General features: G+C 28.7%; 15 protein-coding genes and 1 other annotated feature. All 15 genes read right to left on the bottom strand.

The genetic code is table 11. The features are described 5' to 3' along the window. Position 1 precedes the first annotated feature (1 nt). Positions 2 to 649 carry a cyclodeaminase/cyclohydrolase family protein gene (locus BN8917_RS07805; protein WP_235829990.1) on the bottom strand — a complete coding sequence of 216 codons (648 nt, stop codon included), beginning with the start codon at positions 647 to 649 and terminating at the stop codon, positions 2 to 4. Between the two features lie 17 nt (positions 650 to 666). Next, positions 667 to 1,755 (bottom strand): tetratricopeptide repeat protein, encoded by a 1,089-nt coding sequence (locus BN8917_RS07800; RefSeq protein ID WP_066872913.1) that lies wholly within the window; start codon positions 1,753 to 1,755, stop codon positions 667 to 669. 60 nt (positions 1,756 to 1,815) lie between these two features. After that, positions 1,816 to 3,546 (bottom strand): phospho-sugar mutase, encoded by a 1,731-nt coding sequence (locus tag BN8917_RS07795; protein WP_066872910.1) that lies wholly within the window; start codon positions 3,544 to 3,546, stop codon positions 1,816 to 1,818. 185 nt (positions 3,547 to 3,731) lie between these two features. Then, complete coding sequence (locus tag BN8917_RS07790) at positions 3,732 to 4,340, bottom strand: 50S ribosomal protein L25 (RefSeq protein ID WP_066872907.1); 609 nt, start codon at positions 4,338 to 4,340, stop codon at positions 3,732 to 3,734. 187 nt (positions 4,341 to 4,527) lie between these two features. Further along, positions 4,528 to 5,259 (bottom strand): HAD-IB family hydrolase, encoded by a 732-nt coding sequence (locus BN8917_RS07785; RefSeq protein ID WP_066872904.1) that lies wholly within the window; start codon positions 5,257 to 5,259, stop codon positions 4,528 to 4,530. A gap of 75 nt (positions 5,260 to 5,334) precedes the next feature. Beyond that, positions 5,335 to 5,775, bottom strand: a complete 441-nt coding sequence (locus BN8917_RS07780; RefSeq protein WP_066872902.1) for a 2-thiouracil desulfurase family protein — start codon at positions 5,773 to 5,775, stop codon at positions 5,335 to 5,337. 87 nt (positions 5,776 to 5,862) lie between these two features. Continuing rightward, positions 5,863 to 5,994: a hypothetical protein gene (locus tag BN8917_RS14705; RefSeq protein ID WP_265327636.1), complete on the bottom strand. Its 132-nt coding sequence runs from the start codon at positions 5,992 to 5,994 to the stop codon at positions 5,863 to 5,865. Positions 5,995 to 6,233: 239 nt separating this feature from the next. Next, positions 6,234 to 8,594, bottom strand: coding sequence for an endonuclease MutS2 (locus BN8917_RS07775; protein WP_066872900.1), 2,361 nt, complete (start codon positions 8,592 to 8,594; stop codon positions 6,234 to 6,236). Positions 8,595 to 8,605: 11 nt separating this feature from the next. Next, on the bottom strand, positions 8,606 to 10,963 hold the full coding sequence (locus tag BN8917_RS07770; RefSeq protein WP_066872895.1) for a U32 family peptidase: 2,358 nt from the start codon (positions 10,961 to 10,963) through the stop codon (positions 8,606 to 8,608). A 114-nt stretch (positions 10,964 to 11,077) separates the two neighbouring features. Then, complete coding sequence (zapA, locus tag BN8917_RS07765; RefSeq protein WP_066872892.1) at positions 11,078 to 11,857, bottom strand: cell division protein ZapA; 780 nt, start codon at positions 11,855 to 11,857, stop codon at positions 11,078 to 11,080. A gap of 103 nt (positions 11,858 to 11,960) precedes the next feature. Beyond that, positions 11,961 to 14,342, bottom strand: coding sequence for a phenylalanine--tRNA ligase subunit beta (gene pheT, locus BN8917_RS07760; RefSeq protein ID WP_066872889.1), 2,382 nt, complete (start codon positions 14,340 to 14,342; stop codon positions 11,961 to 11,963). A gap of 12 nt (positions 14,343 to 14,354) precedes the next feature. After that, complete coding sequence (gene pheS, locus BN8917_RS07755; RefSeq protein WP_066872886.1) at positions 14,355 to 15,374, bottom strand: phenylalanine--tRNA ligase subunit alpha; 1,020 nt, start codon at positions 15,372 to 15,374, stop codon at positions 14,355 to 14,357. Positions 15,375 to 15,440: 66 nt separating this feature from the next. After that, positions 15,441 to 15,660, bottom strand: a binding site (T-box leader). A gap of 53 nt (positions 15,661 to 15,713) precedes the next feature. Beyond that, the gene (locus tag BN8917_RS07750) at positions 15,714 to 16,487 is read right to left on the bottom strand and encodes a TrmH family RNA methyltransferase (protein WP_066872883.1); all 774 of its coding nucleotides are present in this window, start codon (positions 16,485 to 16,487) and stop codon (positions 15,714 to 15,716) included. A gap of 34 nt (positions 16,488 to 16,521) precedes the next feature. Next, positions 16,522 to 17,184 carry a potassium channel family protein gene (locus BN8917_RS07745; RefSeq protein ID WP_066872880.1) on the bottom strand — a complete coding sequence of 221 codons (663 nt, stop codon included), beginning with the start codon at positions 17,182 to 17,184 and terminating at the stop codon, positions 16,522 to 16,524. A 19-nt stretch (positions 17,185 to 17,203) separates the two neighbouring features. Then, positions 17,204 to 18,571, bottom strand: coding sequence for a TrkH family potassium uptake protein (locus BN8917_RS07740; RefSeq protein ID WP_066872877.1), 1,368 nt, complete (start codon positions 18,569 to 18,571; stop codon positions 17,204 to 17,206). Between the last annotated feature and the right edge of the window lie 77 nt (positions 18,572 to 18,648).

The raw sequence follows: 18,648 nt of genomic DNA, 5'->3' as shown, positions 1-18,648 counted from the left end.
TTTATAGATAGTTATCAATAACTTTAAATGTTTCTATCTTTAAAATATTATTATTCTCCTCTATAATTCTCATTTTTTTCATAGCTCCAGCCTTAACTTCTTCATCTTTAATAAACTTAAGGTTTGCTTTAACATTTATTAAAGCTGATTCAATTGCTGAATGTAGCATTACTGCTGAAATAGCAGCATCAGAAACTAGATTCTTATTCCCCTTTTCTGCTGCAAATTTTATATTCTCATAGAAATGTAAACTTTCTTCTGCCAGACTAAGAGGTACTACTAAACATTTTAAAGTTCTTTTTTCTATTACATTAGCTCTTTTTCTTTTTTGCTCTTCTGTCTCTTTTGGAAGCTTATATGCATCCATAAGAGCATTAAATGCTTTCTTATCTTTATCTGCAAATTTTAAAGCCTCATTTGCAAATCCTTTTGCCTCTTCTATATTTTGTCCTAAAACTATTTTATCTTCTTCTGAAAGCTCATCAAATATCTTTTTTCCAACTGTCAAACTATAAACCATTGATGATAAAGCTCCTGAAAGAGCTGCTGACATAGCTGCAACTGCTCCACCACCTGGTGCTGGCTTATCTGAAGCTAAGTCATTAATAAAAGTCTTTATATTTATGTCTGCCATTTTTAAATCTTCCATACTTCCCCTCCTAAATATTAAAGATCTTTGAAATATTTCTTTATTTCTTTAACTATTTCATCATCTTTATTTATAGCTTCTGCTAATGCTAAATGCTTTTTAGCATTTTCTATATCATTATTGTGAACATAACTCATTATAAGATTAGTACATATTTCAATATCTTTAGTAGCTTCAAATGCTTTTCTAAAATATTTTATTGCATTATCGTAATCTCCAAGTGATGCATAATTTATTCCTAGCTCATTAACTACTTCAACTATATTATTATCAAGAGCCATACTTTCATTTAAGTAATATATAGCCTTTTCAAAATTACCAAGTCTTCTATAACATGTTCCTATATAGAATCTTATAATAGCATCCTCTTCAAATTTATCTGCAAGAGGTAAAAGTTTTGTTAATGCAACTGTTGGTTCTTCAACTAAAGCCTCTTTACCTTCTTCATATTTTAATGCATCTTCAATTTCTTCATTTAAAGCAGCTATCTCACTAGTTTTTTCTCCACCTTTCGCTACATATTCATTTATATCTATTAGGGCCTTACTTAAATCTTCCTTATCTTTATAAGCTAAACTTGCATATAAATGTGGAAAGGCTTCTAAACTCCAAAGTTCTTTTGCTTTATCTGCAATTTCTAATTGTAAGTCATTATATTCTTTATTATTTTCTCTTAAAGCTTCACATACAAGTAAAGTTTTTTCAAATATATCTTTATCCTCTTTATATTCACATAGCCCTAGTAATAACATAAGAGCTTCTTCAAGTTCTCCTGCTTTAGTCTTTTCAGCTATTATACTTTTTACGCAAAATTCTGCATCATGTATAAGAGGAAGTATTTTCTTATAATCATTATTAAATCTTAAGTTCTTATCTCCTCCTAAAGCAAAAAACATCCCTTCAACAAAATAGTTTATTGGAAGTTTATCTAGCTTATATCCCTTTTTTACATCTTGATTTAGGTATTTAGGATCTATTGGTACATATAACTCTTTTAAATTTAATTCCTTATTATCTGCTCCTAAAGCCTTAAGAAAACCATCTGGATTTAATTCCACAAAAAGTAGAACTGATAATTTATCTTTTGAAAATTGATTAAAATTCAATATTAATTACACTCCTCTTCTAAAAACATAGGTTGCCCCTTAGAGGACAACCTATAATTATTAATTTAATTTTTCATTTATTATTGCCATTACATTCTTTTCAAAGTCTGCACTCTTATTTTCTGCATCTTCTAAACTTCTACCCTTAACTGCTAAGTAAACTTTCATTTTAGGTTCTGTTCCTGAAGGTCTAACAGCAAACCATGAATCATCTTCTAGAACATATTTTAACACATTTGATTTTGGAAGGTCTATAGTTTTTTCTTCCTTTGTAATATTATTAAGCTCTTTGCTTAATTTATAATCTAAAGCTAGATTAACTTTTATTCCATTTACTTCTTCAAGCTTAGTATTTCTAAGAGCTTCTATACAACTTGCTATTTTTTCTTGTCCCTCTTTTCCTTCAAGAGTTACTGAAACTAAACTTTCTTTAAAATATCCATACTTTTCATATAAGTCAATTAAAGCATCATATAAAGTTTTTCCTTGTTCTTTATAATAAAGAGTCATCTCTGCAATCATTTGAGCTGCAACAACAGCATCCTTATCTCTTGCATGAGTTCCTATTAAATAACCATAACTTTCTTCAAATCCAAGAAGATATTTATATTCTAAGCTCTTTTCAAACTCAGTCATCATTTCTCCTATATATTTAAATCCTGTTAATAAATCAAATAACTTAACTCCATAATCATCTGTAATCTTTCTAACAGCTTCTGTTGTAACTATAGTTTTAATTACTGCACCATTCTCTGGTAACTTATTTAATTCTTTTAATGATGAAAGAACATAATGAGTTAATAGTATTCCTGTCTGATTTCCTGTTAATACTTTATATTCTCCATTATTATCTTTAACAACTACACCAATTCTATCACAATCTGGATCTGTTCCAAAAATAACATCTGCTCCTACTTTTTCTGATAATTCTAAAGCAAGCTTAAATACTTTTGGATTCTCTGGATTAGGATATGGTGCTGTTGGGAAATTACCATCTGGTAATTCTTGCTCCTTAACAACATATACATTTTCATAACCAAGTTCTTTTAATACTGTTCTTACTGGTATATTACCTGATCCATGTATAGGTGTATAAACTATCTTTAAATCTTTAGCTTTATTCTTAACTAATTCTTCTCTTATTGTTACCTCTTTTAAATTTTCTATAAATGCTTCATCTACATTTTCAGCTATATAAACTAATAGGCCTTCTTCTATAGCCTTACTTTCATTCATAGTTTTAATCTTTGAATAATCTTCAATTTCATTAACATAATCGATAACTCTTTTTGCAGGTTCATCTGTTAACTGACATCCATTTTCATCATAAGCTTTATATCCATTATATATCTTAGGATTGTGTGATGCTGTAAGTACTATTCCACCTTTACATCCTAAATATCTAACAGCAAATGATAATACTGGTGTAGGTCTTAAACTCTTAAATAAAAATGTTTTTATCCCATTAGCAGCTAAATTAAGTGCAGCTGCTTTTGCAAATACATCAGACATATTTCTTGAATCATAAGCTATTGCTACTGATTTATTTTCTCCATATTCATCATTTAAGAAATTTGAAAAACCTTGTGTAGCTTTTCCAACTGTAATAACATTTAGTCTATTTGTACCTGCTCCTATAATTCCTCTTAGGCCACCTGTACCAAAATCTAATTCTTTATAAAATCTTTCCTCTATCTCTTTTTCATTGTCTTTTATATCTAAAAGCTCTGTTTTTAAATCTTCTGATACTATATCAGAATTTAGCCACTGGTTATATTTCTCTCTATACATTTCCTAATCCTCCCATTCTTTACTATACATAATTATATTATATAAGATTTAAATATAATACCATTTTAAAATTTTATCTTTTTAAGTTTACCATATTTATGAATTATAAAAAGATTAAGATTAAATATTTACCATATCTTAACAAAAAATTAAGCATCTCAAATATGAGATGCTTAAACTCTTTATTAATCTTTTTGCATTTCTAAAGTTCTTTGTTGACCTTCTTCAATAGTTTCTAAAGTTTTTACTTTTTGCTCAAATGTCACACTAGCCATAACAGAATCTAAACTATCCATTATTGAAATTTCTTGACCAAATTCTACATCTGATATCTTAAAATTATCTCCTACTTTAGCTTTTGCAACATCTATTGTTACTGCTTTTGGAATATTCTCAGCTTCACACTTAACTTTTATAGAATCTTTTTGCTTTTGAAGAACAATTCCATTTCTAACAAGATTATCTTCTCCAACAAAATTAACTGGAACATTAGCTGTAACAATTTTACCTTCTTCAACTTGTTGTAAATCAAGATGTATTATCTTTCTATTTATAGGATCTCTTTGTACTTCCTTTATCATAGCTTTATGATTTTCTCCGTTAATATCTACATCTATAAGAGAGTTACATCCTTCTTCAACTATATATCTATCTAACTCTATAGCCCCTATTTCAAAAAGCATATTTTTTATAGCCTTTCCATATAAGATACCTGGAACTTTACCTTCTCTTCTAGTTTTTCTTGCCTCATGATGAGTCTTTTTTTCTCTTATTAAAATATTCAATTTTTCCATAATCAATCCCTCCTGTAATTTATTATTAACAAGAAGGGACCTTTTTATTCATTCTATAAAAGAAAGTTCTTTGATATTATTCAAAGAACTTTCTTTAACTAATAAATTTTATATTTACTTACTAAACATAACTTAAAAATATTTTTTATAATTTTATAAACCTAATAAACTTAATTTTAAGTCTTATTTATATTAATTCTATAGCATCTGGATTTAATTTATAAGTAACATCTTTTCTTTCAACTATTAATTTTATTTTTTCTTTCATTTCTTCACAATCCATAACTTTTCCTAAAAGTTCTCTAGTTGGATTTATAGCATATGGATTTCCTACATTCTTAAACATTGTAAAATCTCCTGATGTATCCCCATAAGCAAAACTTTTTTCAAGATCTATATTATATTTCTCTTCAAGTTCTTTCATTGCCTTTTCTTTACTTCTAGAATCCCACATAGGTACTATTTCTCCGCTATATGTATCATCTTCATTTAATTTATAAAGAGTCCCTCTATAATCATCCATTTGATATTTATTTGCCATCTCTTTAACAAGTTCTATAGGAGAACCTGATATAGCTATAACTATATGACCTTGTTCTTTATGCCATTTAATTCTTTCTCTTGTAAATGTATAAACTCTATCTCCTTTTTGATTTATAACATTACGAGCAATATAATCTACATGATGCTTTTTAAGCCCTTTTATAGTATCAATATAAATATCAACCATCTTTGAAAGATATTCATCATAATCTCCTTGTCTTTGATCCCATCTTATAAAAGCAGGCTTAACTTCGTGATTCCACTTTTCTTCATCAACTAATTCATATTTAACTATTTTCTTAAATACCTCTGTTATAAGTCCTTCTCTATAGATTGTTCCATCTATATCAAAAAATGCTGCTATCTTCTTTTCCATGTTCATTCCTCCTTTGTCTCTATGTTTTTCGATAATTTTTATATATTATACCACTATTCTTAAAAAATTTACAACTTATAAATTTTCTTCACTTATTACCATTATTCCATTATCCTCAAATAACTGTGCTGTAATACCATTTCCTGAAACTAATTTACCACTAAAGCTCCCATCATATACATTACCTTTTCCACAAGAAGGGCTTTTTGCTTTTAAAATTGCTTTTTTTGCCCCTACTTTCTTAGCAAGCTCTAAACTTTTATAAGCACCATCTACAAATTCCTTAGTTACATCCTTTCCACTAATAGAAATAATCCTAGCATTTCCATAAAGAACTTCTTTAGCATTTCCCTGCATTTCGGAAGGCTCCCTAGGTGTACTAAGTCCTCCTAGTTCTTCTGGGCATATAAAATAAGTTTCTTTATCACTTATAAAGTCTAATACCTTATCATTTTTATTATTTCCACCATTATATTTACAATTCTCACCACATAAACAGGCACTAACAATTATCATCTTATCCCTCCTTAAAAAATTATTTTATTATCTAGTATAGGGCTACATTTTTATGAGTTATAACCCTAGTGAACTCTCTCTTATTTCTTAATAATATAATAATGGTGCTATTACTGTAGATAACATTCCACCTAAAGCTAAAATTCCTATTACCACCATTATAGTTTTATGCATTTTCTTTTTCTTCGCTACTCTTTCTTTAAACTCATTTGAATACATATCATTAAAAACATAATAACTCTATTTATAAATAAGGTTATTTGTTTTTATTCACCTCCTTAATCATTAGTTTACTTGTAAAATTCCCTTTTAAAATACATTTTAACATACTTATTTTACAAAATATATACAATTAAAAATCAATAACTTTTCTATTCTTATATAAATTTCTTATTTTTCTTATAAAATATAAATAAAAAGAGCTATCTTTTTACAAGATAAACTCTTTTTAAACTAAATTATTTTAATTCTACTATTGTTACTCCATTTCCACCTTCACCATAAACTCCAAGTCTATGCTTTTTAACATGTGGATGTTTTCTTAACATATCAGCTATAGCACTTCTAAGAACTCCTGTACCTTTACCATGAACTAAAGTCACTTCTCCAAGTCCTGCAATAGCTGCATCATCAAGATATTTATCTGCTACCATAGTAGCTTCTATTGAATCCATTCCTCTTAAATCTACTGATGAACTAACTTGTTTTAGATTTAATTTAGCTTCTCTTTTTCTAATTTTCTTTTCTTGCTTAGTTTCTTTTACTTTTCTAAGTTCCTTAAGCTTTACATTTATCTTCATAATACCTGCTTCAACTTGAACTTCACCTTTATTATCTGGCTCAGATAAAATTATAACCTTTTGATTAATTTTTGGGAGCATTGCTTCCATTCCTGGATAAACTTCTGTAAGTTCTTCCCCCTTATTATCTTCAAGATTTTTTTGAAGACTTTGCTCTGCAGTAGAAATCTTATCTCTAAGTTTTCCTCTTTCTTTTTCTAAAGCTCTTCTAGCTTCACTTGAAACACCAAGTCTTTCAAGCTCTCTCATATTCTTAAGAATATTATCAGCCTCTTCTTTAGCATCATCTAAAATAGCCTTTGATTCTCTTCTCGCTTCTGCATAAGCATTTTCTCTAACCTCTTCTATTCTAGCAAGCTTTTCTTCATATTTTTCTTTCATCATCTTAGCTTGAATTTTATACTTTTCTGCATCTCTAGCATATTCTTCTGCCTTTATACTTTTATCTTGAAGACTTTGTATTAAATCTTCAAATTCTAATGAATCACTATCAATAAGTTTCTTAGATTCAGAAATTAAATCATCTGATAATCCAAGTCTTCTAGAAATTTCAAAAGCATTTGATTTACCAGGAACTCCAATTAAAAGTCTATAAGTTGGTCTTAAAGTTTCTACATTAAATTCAACTGAAGCATTTTCTACCCCTATAGTTCTAAGAGCATAAGCCTTTAGTTCACTATAATGAGTTGTAGCAAGTATTCTTGCCCCTCTATTTCTTAAATTTTCAAGAATTGCTATTGCAAGAGCTGCTCCTTCTGTTGGATCTGTTCCTGCTCCAAGCTCATCAAATAATACAAAACTATCTTTATCAGCTTGTTCCATAATCTTAACTATATTAGTCATATGAGCTGAGAAAGTTGATAAACTTTGTTCTATGCTTTGTTCTTCACCTATATCAGCAAATATTTCTTTAAAGAAAGCAATACTTGAATTTTCTTTAGCTGGAATTAATAATCCTGAAAGCCCCATAAGTTCTATAAGTCCAGTTGCTTTAATTGTAACTGTCTTACCTCCTGTATTAGGTCCTGTTATAACAAGGCTAGTAAATTCTCCACCTAGATAAATATTAGATGCAACAACTTTTTTTCTATCTATAAGTGGATGTCTTGCTTCTATTAAATCTATTCTTCCTTCAGTATTAACACTTGGAAGAATACCATCCATAGAACTTCCATACTTAGCTTTTGCAAATATAAAATCAAGATCTACAATTATATCAAAATTAGTCTTAATTGTAGATATAAATCCATATACAAGAGAAGTAAGTTCTTCAAGAATTCTTTGAATTTCAGCTCTCTCTTGAAGCATAAGTTCTTTAATCTCATTATTTAAATTAACAAGATTCATAGGCTCTATAAATAAAGTTGCTCCTGTTGAACTTTGATCATGTACAAGACCTGGAACAAGTGATTTATACTCTGCCTTAACAGGAATAACATATCTATCTCCCCTCATTGTAAATAATGAATCTTGTAAATATTGAGCATTACTTCTTACTATTGAATTAACCTTATCTCTTATAGATGAATTCTTTTCTTTTAAACTCTTTCTTATTGAATAAAGTTTTTCACTAGCTCTATCGGATATTTCTTCTTCTCCGATTATAGCTCTAAATATAGCATCCTCCACATTTTTGTAAGGAGTAATTCCCATTGCTATATCTTCTAAAATTCTATATCCTTCTTCTTCATCCTTTGTACTTATAAATTCTGAAAATCTTCTTGCAGCTCTAAGCATATTAGCTATTTTTAATAATGCTCCTGCTCCAAGCCCTCCACCTTTTTGAACTCTAACAAGTTCTTCTTTTACATCATAAAGTCCTTCAAATGGTGGATTTCCTTTTTTAATTAAAAGATCTAGAGCTTCTTTTGTTTCTTCTAAATGCTCTATAACATCAAAATGTGAACCATATGGTTCTAACTCTCTTATTTTTTCTTTAGCTGAAGCTGTTATAGCATACTTTTCTATTAACTTTTTAATTTTATCGAATTCTAAAGATACAATAACTTTATTATTCATGCTTCACTCTCCTATTCTACTCCTCTTCTATAATGTCCTTTTGTGAACTTATCTATTTTAAGAGTTTCTCTATTCATTACTGCTAACATTACATTTTTAACTTCATTATAAGATTCATCTACAAAATCTACCCTAAATGATTTTATACCTAAACTTTCTATATCCTTAATTTCTGAAGTTATATTAACAGGAACTGGATTATAAATATGAGCCCTACAGAATATATCTGTTCTAATTATAAACTCTTCATTTATTCTATCCTTTAATCTAAAGTTACTTTCAATACATTGATCATCACAAGTTCTATTAGTAGTTTTCCCCCCAAAAGTACTTCCTATAGGACAATATTCATTTACCATAACTTCAGGTTTTCCATATATAAAGAATTGAGTTCCCTTATTTTCTTTATCTAACATAGATTTAATTTCTTTTCTATTAAGCTCAAGACTTAAGCAAACTCCATCTATATTCTTATTATAGAACTTTAATGATTCTGAGTTAAATATATTTATTTTATACCCCCCTAGAATCTCCATTTCATCTTTATATCTTCTTATAATACCTATATTTCCTGTAGAAAGTCCTGCAATCTTATCTTTAAGTGAATCTATAACTTTACATATAACTTCAAATTCTTCTTTTACTATATTAGGAATTTCTAAATATACTTTACCTTTAAAATCTTCTAAAGTCTTAAATACAGATTTATTTAATGTAGTCTTATTTTTCCCAAATATATCAATAATTATATTTTCAGCACCTAAATCCATTAAAGCTTGTAATTGATCAGCTGTTGATACTCTTGCATAAATTCCTTCTATATTTCTATTTCTATCTGTTTGAACCTCTAGGTTATTTAAAGGTTTTACTGTTTTCTTAAATCTATTTACTTCATAATCTAAAATTTCTTCTAAAATTTCTCTTCTTAGATTATTGATAGCTCCAATAGATAAGAATCCATCCTCAAAATCTTCAAATATTATTTTTTCAATTTTATAAGGTACTTCCCCTGATTTCTTAATATTCTTTTCTACTTTAGTTATATCTAGTGGACTATTAACTGCTTTTTCTACAATATCCCCAGACTTTACATATTTCTTTCCATTATATTCTACACTTATCTCAAATGGCATTCCAACTTTAAATCTAACATTTGCCTCTAATTCTATTTTTCTACCATATCTTTTTTCATATGCTTTCTTTAAAGTTGCTAATAACTTAGTATCTGACATCTTATAGCATTTATCACCTATTCTATACTTTTTAGGATATAATACTACCTTGTCACCTTTTTTAGCAGATTCAACTTCCTTACCATTTAAAGTTATCTTAGTTAAGATAAATCCATTATCTTCTGCTCTTATTCCATCCTTTAAAGATATATCTTCTTCTAATATAGTTTCACAATTCTTGCCTATTTTACCTATATAAACCCCTGTATTTTTAGGATTATTATATGCCATCATATCTTTTCCTGTATTTTTATATAAATAAGCGTTAGAGAATCCTTCTCTATTAAATAATTTTAATAATGTTTTCTTTCTATCATTATTATCTTCTTTCTTTTTAACTCCTAATACTTCATCTATAGCATCTCTATAACTTTGTATTACTCCAGCAACATACTCAGGTTTCTTCATTCTACCTTCTACTTTTAAAGAACTTGTTCCTGTTTTTATTAAGTCTGCAATATTATCTATAGTACACATATCTTTAGGACTTAAAAGATATCCCTTTGTCTCTTTTCTATCAGATTCTCTAATTAAAGTATAAGGTAATCTACAACTTTGAGCACAACGTCCACGATTTCCACTTCTCCCACCTATCATACTACTCATAAGACATTGCCCTGAATATGATACACATAAAGCACCATGAACAAACATTTCTGTTTCTATACCTAAATCCTTTGAAATATATTCTATTTCATTTAATGAAAGTTCTCTTGATAAAACTATTCTTTGGAATCCATTTTCTCTAAAGAATAATGCTCCTTCTGCATTATGTATACTCATTTGTGTTGAAGCATGTAATTCAAGTTCTGGATAAATTCTCTTAGCCTTATTTAAAATCCCAGTATCTTGTATTATTAAAGCATCTACACCTATTCTATATAAAAATCCTACATAATCTATCGCTTCATTAAATTCATTTTCTTTTATTAATGTATTTAAAGTTACATACACCTTAACACCATAACTATGCGCATAGTCTACAGCTTCTTCCATGGTTTTTCTATCAAAATTTGATGCATAAGCTCTAGCTGAAAATTTATCTCCACCTAAATAAATTGCATCTGCACCTTTATTTATTGCAGCGATTAAACTTTCCATTGATCCTGCTGGTGCTAATAATTCTATCTTTTCCATAAAGTTTCACTTCTCCTAATAAAGTTTAAATATTTCTAAAATAACATAATCAATATTTAATTATACACAAACAAAGCCTATAATTCTATATTATAGACTTTGTTTATAATTCTCTTATTTATCCTTTTGAGCTTGCTTATTATTTTTATTGCTTTTTTTATTATTAGCTTTAGCTAATACTGGACTTTTTTTAGCTCTTTCCTTTGCTACTGTTATTTGACTTTCTACTAATTTATTTTCAAGATCTATCATTCTATATTTACAAGATTGCACTTCAAATTTCATCTCTTTATGTGAATCTTTTAATTTTTTATTAGCTGATATAAGTTCTTGTTTTTCTTTTTCCATAATACTTAATTGTTCTTTTAATTTTTTAATTTCTTCCTTTAAAGGTTCTGAATTATCCTTCTTTAATAGAGTTCTAAGCTTAGCTCTTTCTATTTCTAGACTACTTTTTTGTGATAATAATACAGTTTTTGCTTTTTCTAATTCTTTCTTTTCTAATTCTATAATCTTCTTCGCTTCTATAGACTTCTTTAGTTCCGCTTTAATTCCTTCTATTAATTTAGAATTTTTAGCATCTTTACTTGTAATAATATCATTATACTCTATTTTTACATCTTCTAATTCTTGTTTTAAACTTTTATTAACTATTTCTAAATTTTCATAGTTATTTAAAATATCATTTAATTCTTTTTTTGCCTTAAAAGATTCATCCGCTAAGTTTATGGCAGTCAATACAGAAGCTGCTGAAACACTAAGTTTAGTATTCTTTGTAAGGATTTCTTGTAACTTGTCCTCAACATGACCAGCAATACTTTTTAAGTATGCCTCATCTTCTTTTCCTTTCAGCTTATAGTCCATACCATTTATTCTTACAGTGACTGTTGCCATACTACACCTCTTCAAACTAATATAATTTAATATGTACCATATACTTACATAATAAAATTGTTATGTATATTTTAACATATACATAACAATTTTTAAACATTGATTATCTAAGTTGAGCACCTAACTTATGTTCTAAAGCTCTTAATATTTTATCATGAACTTTATTTACAGCTTTATCATCAAGAGTCTTCTTAGGATCTCTATAAACTATTGCATAAGCTATACTCTTCTTACCTTCTGGTATTTGTTCACCTTTATAAACATCGAATAATTCGATTGATTCAACAAGAGGTAATCCAGCTTTCTTTATAGTTTCTTCTATTTCTGCTACTAAAATAGCATCATCAACAAGTAAAGCTATATCTCTTGTAACAGCTGGGAACTTAGCTATTGGTGTATATACCTTTTCTACATTTGCATATTCATATAGTTTATCTAAATCAAGTTCAGCTGTATAGCATAATGTATCAACACCATAATTTTCTGTTACATCTGGATGAACTTCTCCTAAAACTCCAACTTCTACATTTTTTCCAACTGTAAGCATTGCAGTTTTTCCTGGATGGTAACTTGGATTTTCTGATTCTCTCTTAAATGCAAACTTATTAATTCCAAGTGCTTCTAAAAGATTTTCAACTACTCCTTTTAAGTGGAAGTAATCTACATCTCCATAAATTCCGATTGTTAAAATATTTCTTTCCATTGGAAGTTCATTTTCATCTTCATTTGGAAGGTATATTTTTCCCATTTCAAATAATCTAGCATAATTATTACTTCTTGTATAATTTCTTGCTAATGATTCCATCATTGAAGGAAGTATTGATGTTCTCATAACACTAAAATCTTCTCCAAGTGGATTTTTAATTCTAACAACATTTCTAAGCTTTGAATCTTCTGGAAGATTTATAAGATCAAATGCCTTTGTACTTCCGAATGAGTAACTTATTGATTGGTTAAGTCCTGATGCAATCATAGTATTTACTACTAAATCATCAAGTTTTTGCTTAGCATTTTTAGCTTCCTTATTTGTATTTGTTGTGATTATAGTTGTTGGAATATTATTATATCCATATATTCTAGCAACTTCTTCAGCTATATCTTCTTTAATAGCAATATCTATTCTAAATGTAGGAACTGTTATATCTAAGTTTTCTCCATTTATAGTTGTATTTAAATCTAAACTATCAAGACATTTCTTCATTTCTGTAGCTGATAAACTTGTTCCAAGGAATTTATTTATCCAATCTATTTCAACAGACATTTTTCCTTCTTCTTTTTTAGAATTATATATATCTATTGTTCCTTGCATTACTTCACCACAAGCTAATTCTTCTACTAATGCACAAGCTCTATCTATAGCAAGTTGTGCTAAGTTAGGATCAATATCTTTTTCAAATCTTGATGAACTTTCTGTTCTAAGACCAAGTTTCTTTGAATTTACTCTAATATTTGTTCCTTCAAAGTTTGCTGATTCAAAAATAACTTCTGTTGTATCATCTTTTATTCCTGAATTTGCTCCACCCATTATTCCTGCTAAAGCAACAACTTCTGAGCCATCTTTTATAGCAAGTACTGATGAATCTAAAATTCTTTCTTCTTCATCTAAAGTAATGAACTTTTCTCCATCATTTGCTCTTTCTACTACTATATTAGAAGTTTTAAGTTCTCTTCTATCAAATGCATGCATTGGCTGCCCAAGCTCTAACATAACAAAGTTTGTAATATCAACTATATTATTTATAGGTCTAACCCCTGCATCTAGAAGTCTTTCTTGCATCCATGATGGTGATGGAGCTACTTTAACATTTTTAACTCCTCTTGACATATATCTTCTACAAAGTTCATCTTTAACATCAACTTTAATTATATCTTCAATATTTTCAGTATTCTTAGCCTCAAACTTCATGTTTGGCATTCTATAAGTTGTTCCTATTGTAGCAGCTGTTTCTCTAGCCATACCAACAACACTTAAACAATCTGGTCTATTTGATGTTATTTCTAAATCAATTATAGCCTTATTAAGTCCTAAAGCTTCTTTTATATCCATACCTGGAACTGAATCTTGTGGTAATATCATAAGTCCATGTACTGGTTCATCTCCTGCTATTCCTAGCTCTTCTTCTGAACAGAACATACCATTTGATACTATTCCTCTTAATTTACCTTTTTTAATCTTTGTTCCATCTGCAAGAACTGAACCATGTAATGCTACTGGTACAAAATCATTTTCTTTCATATTATCAGCTGCTGTTACTATTTGAAGTAATTCTTCTTCTCCAATATTACATTGACACACTTTTAATTTTTCTGCATCTGGGTGTCCTTCTATTTTTTCTATTTTACATACAACAACATTTTGAATATTGTCTCCTGCTTTAACAACTTCCTCAACCTTTGATCCTGATAATGTTAAAGCATCACCAAGTTCATCAGCTGATATATTTATATCAACATAATCCTTTAGCCAATTAAATGGTACTTTCATATTTTATCCCTCCTAGAATTGATTTAAGAATCTCATATCACTTTCATATAATAATCTGATATCATCTATGCCATATTTAAGCATAACCATTCTATCAACACCAAATCCAAATGCAAATCCACTATAAACTTCTGGATCTATTCCACAATTTCTTAGAACGTCTGGGTGAACCATTCCACAACCTAAAAGTTCTATCCAACCTTCACCCTTACATACTTTACATCCTTCACCTTTACATACAAAGCATGTTGCATCCATTTCTGCTGATGGTTCTGTAAATGGGAAATGGTGTGGTCTAAACTTAGTTTGAACCTTATCTCCAAACATTTTTTGAGCAAATAACTCTAAAGTTCCCTTTAAATCAGCAAAAGTTATATTTTTATCTATAACAAGACCTTCCATTTGGTAGAATATTGGTGAATGAGTTGCATCAACTGCATCTGATCTAAACACCTTTCCTGGAGAAATCATTTTTATAGGTGGAGCTTGTTTTTCCATAACTCTAACTTGAACTGGTGAAGTTTGAGTTCTTAAAACTAAGCTATCATTTATATAGAAAGTATCTTGTTCACTTCTAGCTGGGTGATCCTTTGGTATATTTAAAGCTTCAAAGTTATAATAATCTTTTTCTACTTCTGGACCTTCTTCTACTGAGAATCCCATTGATATAAATATTTCTTTCATATGATCAAGAGTTAATTCAAGTGGATGTTTCTTACCTATTAAGTTCTTCTTACCAGGCATTGAAATATCAATAACTTCACTATTTAATCTATCATTTTTTTCTTTATTTTTGATTTCTGTTAAAACTAAATCAAGTTCTTTTTCTATTTTTTCTCTTACTTCATTTGCAAGTTTACCTACAACAGGTCTTTCTTCCTTTGATAAATCTTTCATTCCTCTTAGTATAGCTGTAAGCTCACCTTTTTTTCCAAGGTATTTAACTCTTATAGCTTCAATAGCTGTGCTATCTTTAGCTGCTTTTAATTCTTCTAAAGCAATATTTTCAATTGCTTGTAATTTTTCTTGCATACTTATTCTCCTTTCAACTATCAGAATTAATTTAATATGTCAAAAAATATAAAAAACCCCATCCCAGAAAGGGACGGGGTATATATTCCGCGGTACCACCCTAATTAGCATAAAAAATGCTCACTTAAGAAAAATAACGGCTTTTTACCGCTAATCGCTACTACTATTTCACAATTAGGACTCCAGAGCGAACTTCCATATACATTCTTTAGAAAGACTTCCAGTCTCGATCTTTCCTCCCTAAAAAGAAATTCCTATATGTACTCTTCTCTTTCACAGTCTATTCAAATTATTCTATTTACTTCACAATTATACATATAAGTTATAAAATATTCAATACTATTTTATTAGATTTTGTCTTATTTTTTCATAAAGCATAACTGAAGTGGCTACTGCTACATTTAATGATTCAGCATTTCCTGGCATTGGTATTTTCACTTTCACATCAGAAATTTCATAAACTTCATCTGAAATACCATTTCCCTCATTTCCAACTGCTATAATAATATTCCCTCTTAAATCTTCTTCAAAAAAGTTATTTTCTCCTTGTAATGAGCTAACAACAAGTTTAAATCCTCTTTCTTTTAAACTCAAAATATTTTCAAAATTTGAATCTTCTATTATAGGTAAATAAAAAATAGAACCCATTGTTGATCTAAGTGTCTTATCATTATATATATCTACAGTTCCTTTTGTAGTTATAATTCCTGCAGCTCCTACTGCATGAGCAGTTCTTATAATTGTTCCCATATTTCCTGGGTCCTGAACTTTATCTGCAAGAATAACTATATCTCCATCACCAAGATTTCTATTTTTCATAGAAACAACTGCCATAACTCCTTGAGGAGTTCCTGTAAAGGAAAGCTCCTTTAAAAGATTGTTTGAAAGAATTATTTGATTTATTTTTTCTTTTCCTTCTAAAAATTCAGAATGTTTTTCCCTAAATTCATCTGTGAAAATTAAATATTTAATCTCTACATCACTTTTAAAAGCTTCATCAACAAATCTAAGTCCTTCTATTAAATAACTTGCAGTTTGCATTCTATATTTTTTTTCTTTTAACTTTTTTAAATCTTTAAATAAAGAGTTATTTTTACTTTCTATAACTACCAAAATAAATTACTCTCCTTTGTTTATTTATATATCTTTATTTTGATATCTTAAGCTCTAATTTATTTAAATCCTCTGATGAACCAATGGCTACTACAATATCACCTTTTTCAATTATATCTTCTGCATATGGAGAAACATTAACATCATCGCCTCTCTTAATAGCAACTACGTTTATTCCATATTCAGCTCTAAGTTTTAATTCAGCAATATTTTTATCCCACCATTCCTCTGGGCTTTCAATTTCTACTATACTGTAATCTGGTGAAAGTTCTATATAATCAAGTATATTAGATGATACAAGGTTATGAGCTACTCTAATTCCCATATCCTTTTCAGGAAGAATTACTCTATCTGCTCCTATTTTATATAAAACTTTAGCATGTAAATCACTATTTCCTTTAGCTATTATATATTTTACACCTTGTTCCTTAACAAGAAGTGTAGCCATAACGCTAGATTGTATATTATCTCCTATTGTAACAACTGCAACATCAAAGTTTCTTATTCCAAGTGTTCTAAGAGATGCTTCATCTGTAGCATCCATTTGAACAGCATGTGTTACATCATCAGCTATCTCTTGAACTATATCTTCATTTTTATCTATAGCTAGAACATCATTACCTAAAGCATAAAGTGTTTTAGCTACTGATGAACCAAATCTTCCAAGACCTATAATAACAAATTGTTTACTAGACATTTAATCTCTCTCCTTTAATTTAACCTATTAATATCTTATCTTCTGGATACTTAATTCCTGATTTTTTATTTTTCTGCGCTTTACTTGTAAGAGCAAGTAAAACAGTCATAGGCCCCACTCTACCAAGATACATAGTTATCATTATTATAATTTTACCTATAGTATTTAAATGTTGTGTTAAACCAAGTGTTAAACCAACAGTTCCATATGCTGATGTTGCCTCATAAAGCATCCACATAAATGGTTCTCCTGGTTGAGTTATAGCCAGTAACATTGTAACTGTTATAACAAGAATAAGTGATAAGAAAAATATGGCGAAAGCTTTATACACAGTTTCTTTTGATATTCTCTTCTTAAATATCTCTACATCTTCTCTACCTTTTATTATAGAAATTAAAGTAACTACAAGTATACCTAATGTAGCTGTTTTTAATCCACCAGCTGTTGATCCAGGTGAACCACCAACAAACATAAGTAATATTGTTAAAAATTTACCTGCTACTGTCATACTATCTGTTGAAATAGTATTCATACCTGCTGTTCTTGGAGTTACTGCTGCAAAGAATGCATTATTTATTTTTTCTCCAAGTGTCATAGGTCCAAGTGTTGCTGGATTATTATATTCAAATAAGAACATAAGTATTGTTCCACCAAATATAAGAACAGCTGTAACAACAAGAACTACTTTTGTATGTAGTGATAATTTTTTTCTTTCTTTATAATTATAAAATTCACTCCATATCATAAATCCAAGTCCACCTATAATTATAAGACCTGAAATTGTATAGATTATAACTGGATTATCTTGATATGATACTAAACTTGAAAATTTACCAGATATAGTTCCCATTAAATCAAATCCCGCATTACAGAATGCTGATATAGATGTCCATATACTATAATAAATACCTTCTCCAAGTCCGAGCTGTGGTATAAATTGTGTTGAAAGAAGTAATGCACCAAGCCCCTCCACTGAAAAAGTAAAAACTAAAATATATCTTAAAAGTTTTATCAATCCTTGAATATCGAATGTATTAAGAGCTTCTTGTAAAAGTAATCTCTCTTTTAAAGTAATCTTTTTTCCTAATAATATTGCAAATAATGTTGTAAAGGACATAAATCCTAAACCACCTATTTGTATCAAAATAATTATTACAGTTCTACCAAAATAATTCCAATGCGTTGCAGTATCTACTGTTATAAGTCCTGTAACACAAACTGCTGATGTAGCTGTAAAAAGTGAATCAACCAAATCTGTACTTTTCCCACTATTTGATGATATGGGTAAACTTAGTATTAATCCCCCAATAAGTATAAGACTAAAAAAACCTAAAGCAAGAATCTGTCCAGGTTTTAGCTTAAACTTTCCTACTATTTTAACATACATATTTACACCTCCAAAAGTTTAATACTAAAAACTCATCACTTTCAGTTTATGTAATTATTATTTTTTATAGCAATTAT

It is taken from the genome of Clostridium mediterraneense (genome assembly GCF_900091705.1).
GTDB classification, from domain to species: domain Bacteria; phylum Bacillota; class Clostridia; order Clostridiales; family Clostridiaceae; genus Sarcina; species Sarcina mediterraneense.
This window is presented reverse-complemented; position numbering and strand designations above follow the sequence as displayed.

Excerpts from the sequence above, each read along its gene's own strand:
- BN8917_RS07805 (WP_235829990.1), bottom strand. The coding sequence starts at position 649 with ATGGAAGATTTAAAAATGGCAGACATAAATATAAAGACTTTTATTAAT.
- BN8917_RS07795 (WP_066872910.1), bottom strand. The coding sequence starts at position 3,546 with ATGTATAGAGAGAAATATAACCAGTGGCTAAATTCTGATATAGTATCA.
- BN8917_RS07790 (WP_066872907.1), bottom strand. The coding sequence starts at position 4,340 with ATGGAAAAATTGAATATTTTAATAAGAGAAAAAAAGACTCATCATGAG.
- BN8917_RS07785 (WP_066872904.1), bottom strand. The coding sequence starts at position 5,259 with ATGGAAAAGAAGATAGCAGCATTTTTTGATATAGATGGAACAATCTAT.
- BN8917_RS07780 (WP_066872902.1), bottom strand. The coding sequence starts at position 5,775 with ATGATAATTGTTAGTGCCTGTTTATGTGGTGAGAATTGTAAATATAAT.
- BN8917_RS14705 (WP_265327636.1), bottom strand. The coding sequence starts at position 5,994 with ATGTATTCAAATGAGTTTAAAGAAAGAGTAGCGAAGAAAAAGAAAATG.
- BN8917_RS07775 (WP_066872900.1), bottom strand. The coding sequence starts at position 8,594 with ATGAATAATAAAGTTATTGTATCTTTAGAATTCGATAAAATTAAAAAG.
- BN8917_RS07770 (WP_066872895.1), bottom strand. The coding sequence starts at position 10,963 with ATGGAAAAGATAGAATTATTAGCACCAGCAGGATCAATGGAAAGTTTA.
- zapA (WP_066872892.1), bottom strand. The coding sequence starts at position 11,857 with ATGGCAACAGTCACTGTAAGAATAAATGGTATGGACTATAAGCTGAAA.
- pheT (WP_066872889.1), bottom strand. The coding sequence starts at position 14,342 with ATGAAAGTACCATTTAATTGGCTAAAGGATTATGTTGATATAAATATA.
- pheS (WP_066872886.1), bottom strand. The coding sequence starts at position 15,374 with ATGCAAGAAAAATTACAAGCAATTGAAAATATTGCTTTAGAAGAATTA.
- BN8917_RS07745 (WP_066872880.1), bottom strand. The coding sequence starts at position 17,184 with ATGTCTAGTAAACAATTTGTTATTATAGGTCTTGGAAGATTTGGTTCA.
- BN8917_RS07740 (WP_066872877.1), bottom strand. The coding sequence starts at position 18,571 with ATGTATGTTAAAATAGTAGGAAAGTTTAAGCTAAAACCTGGACAGATT.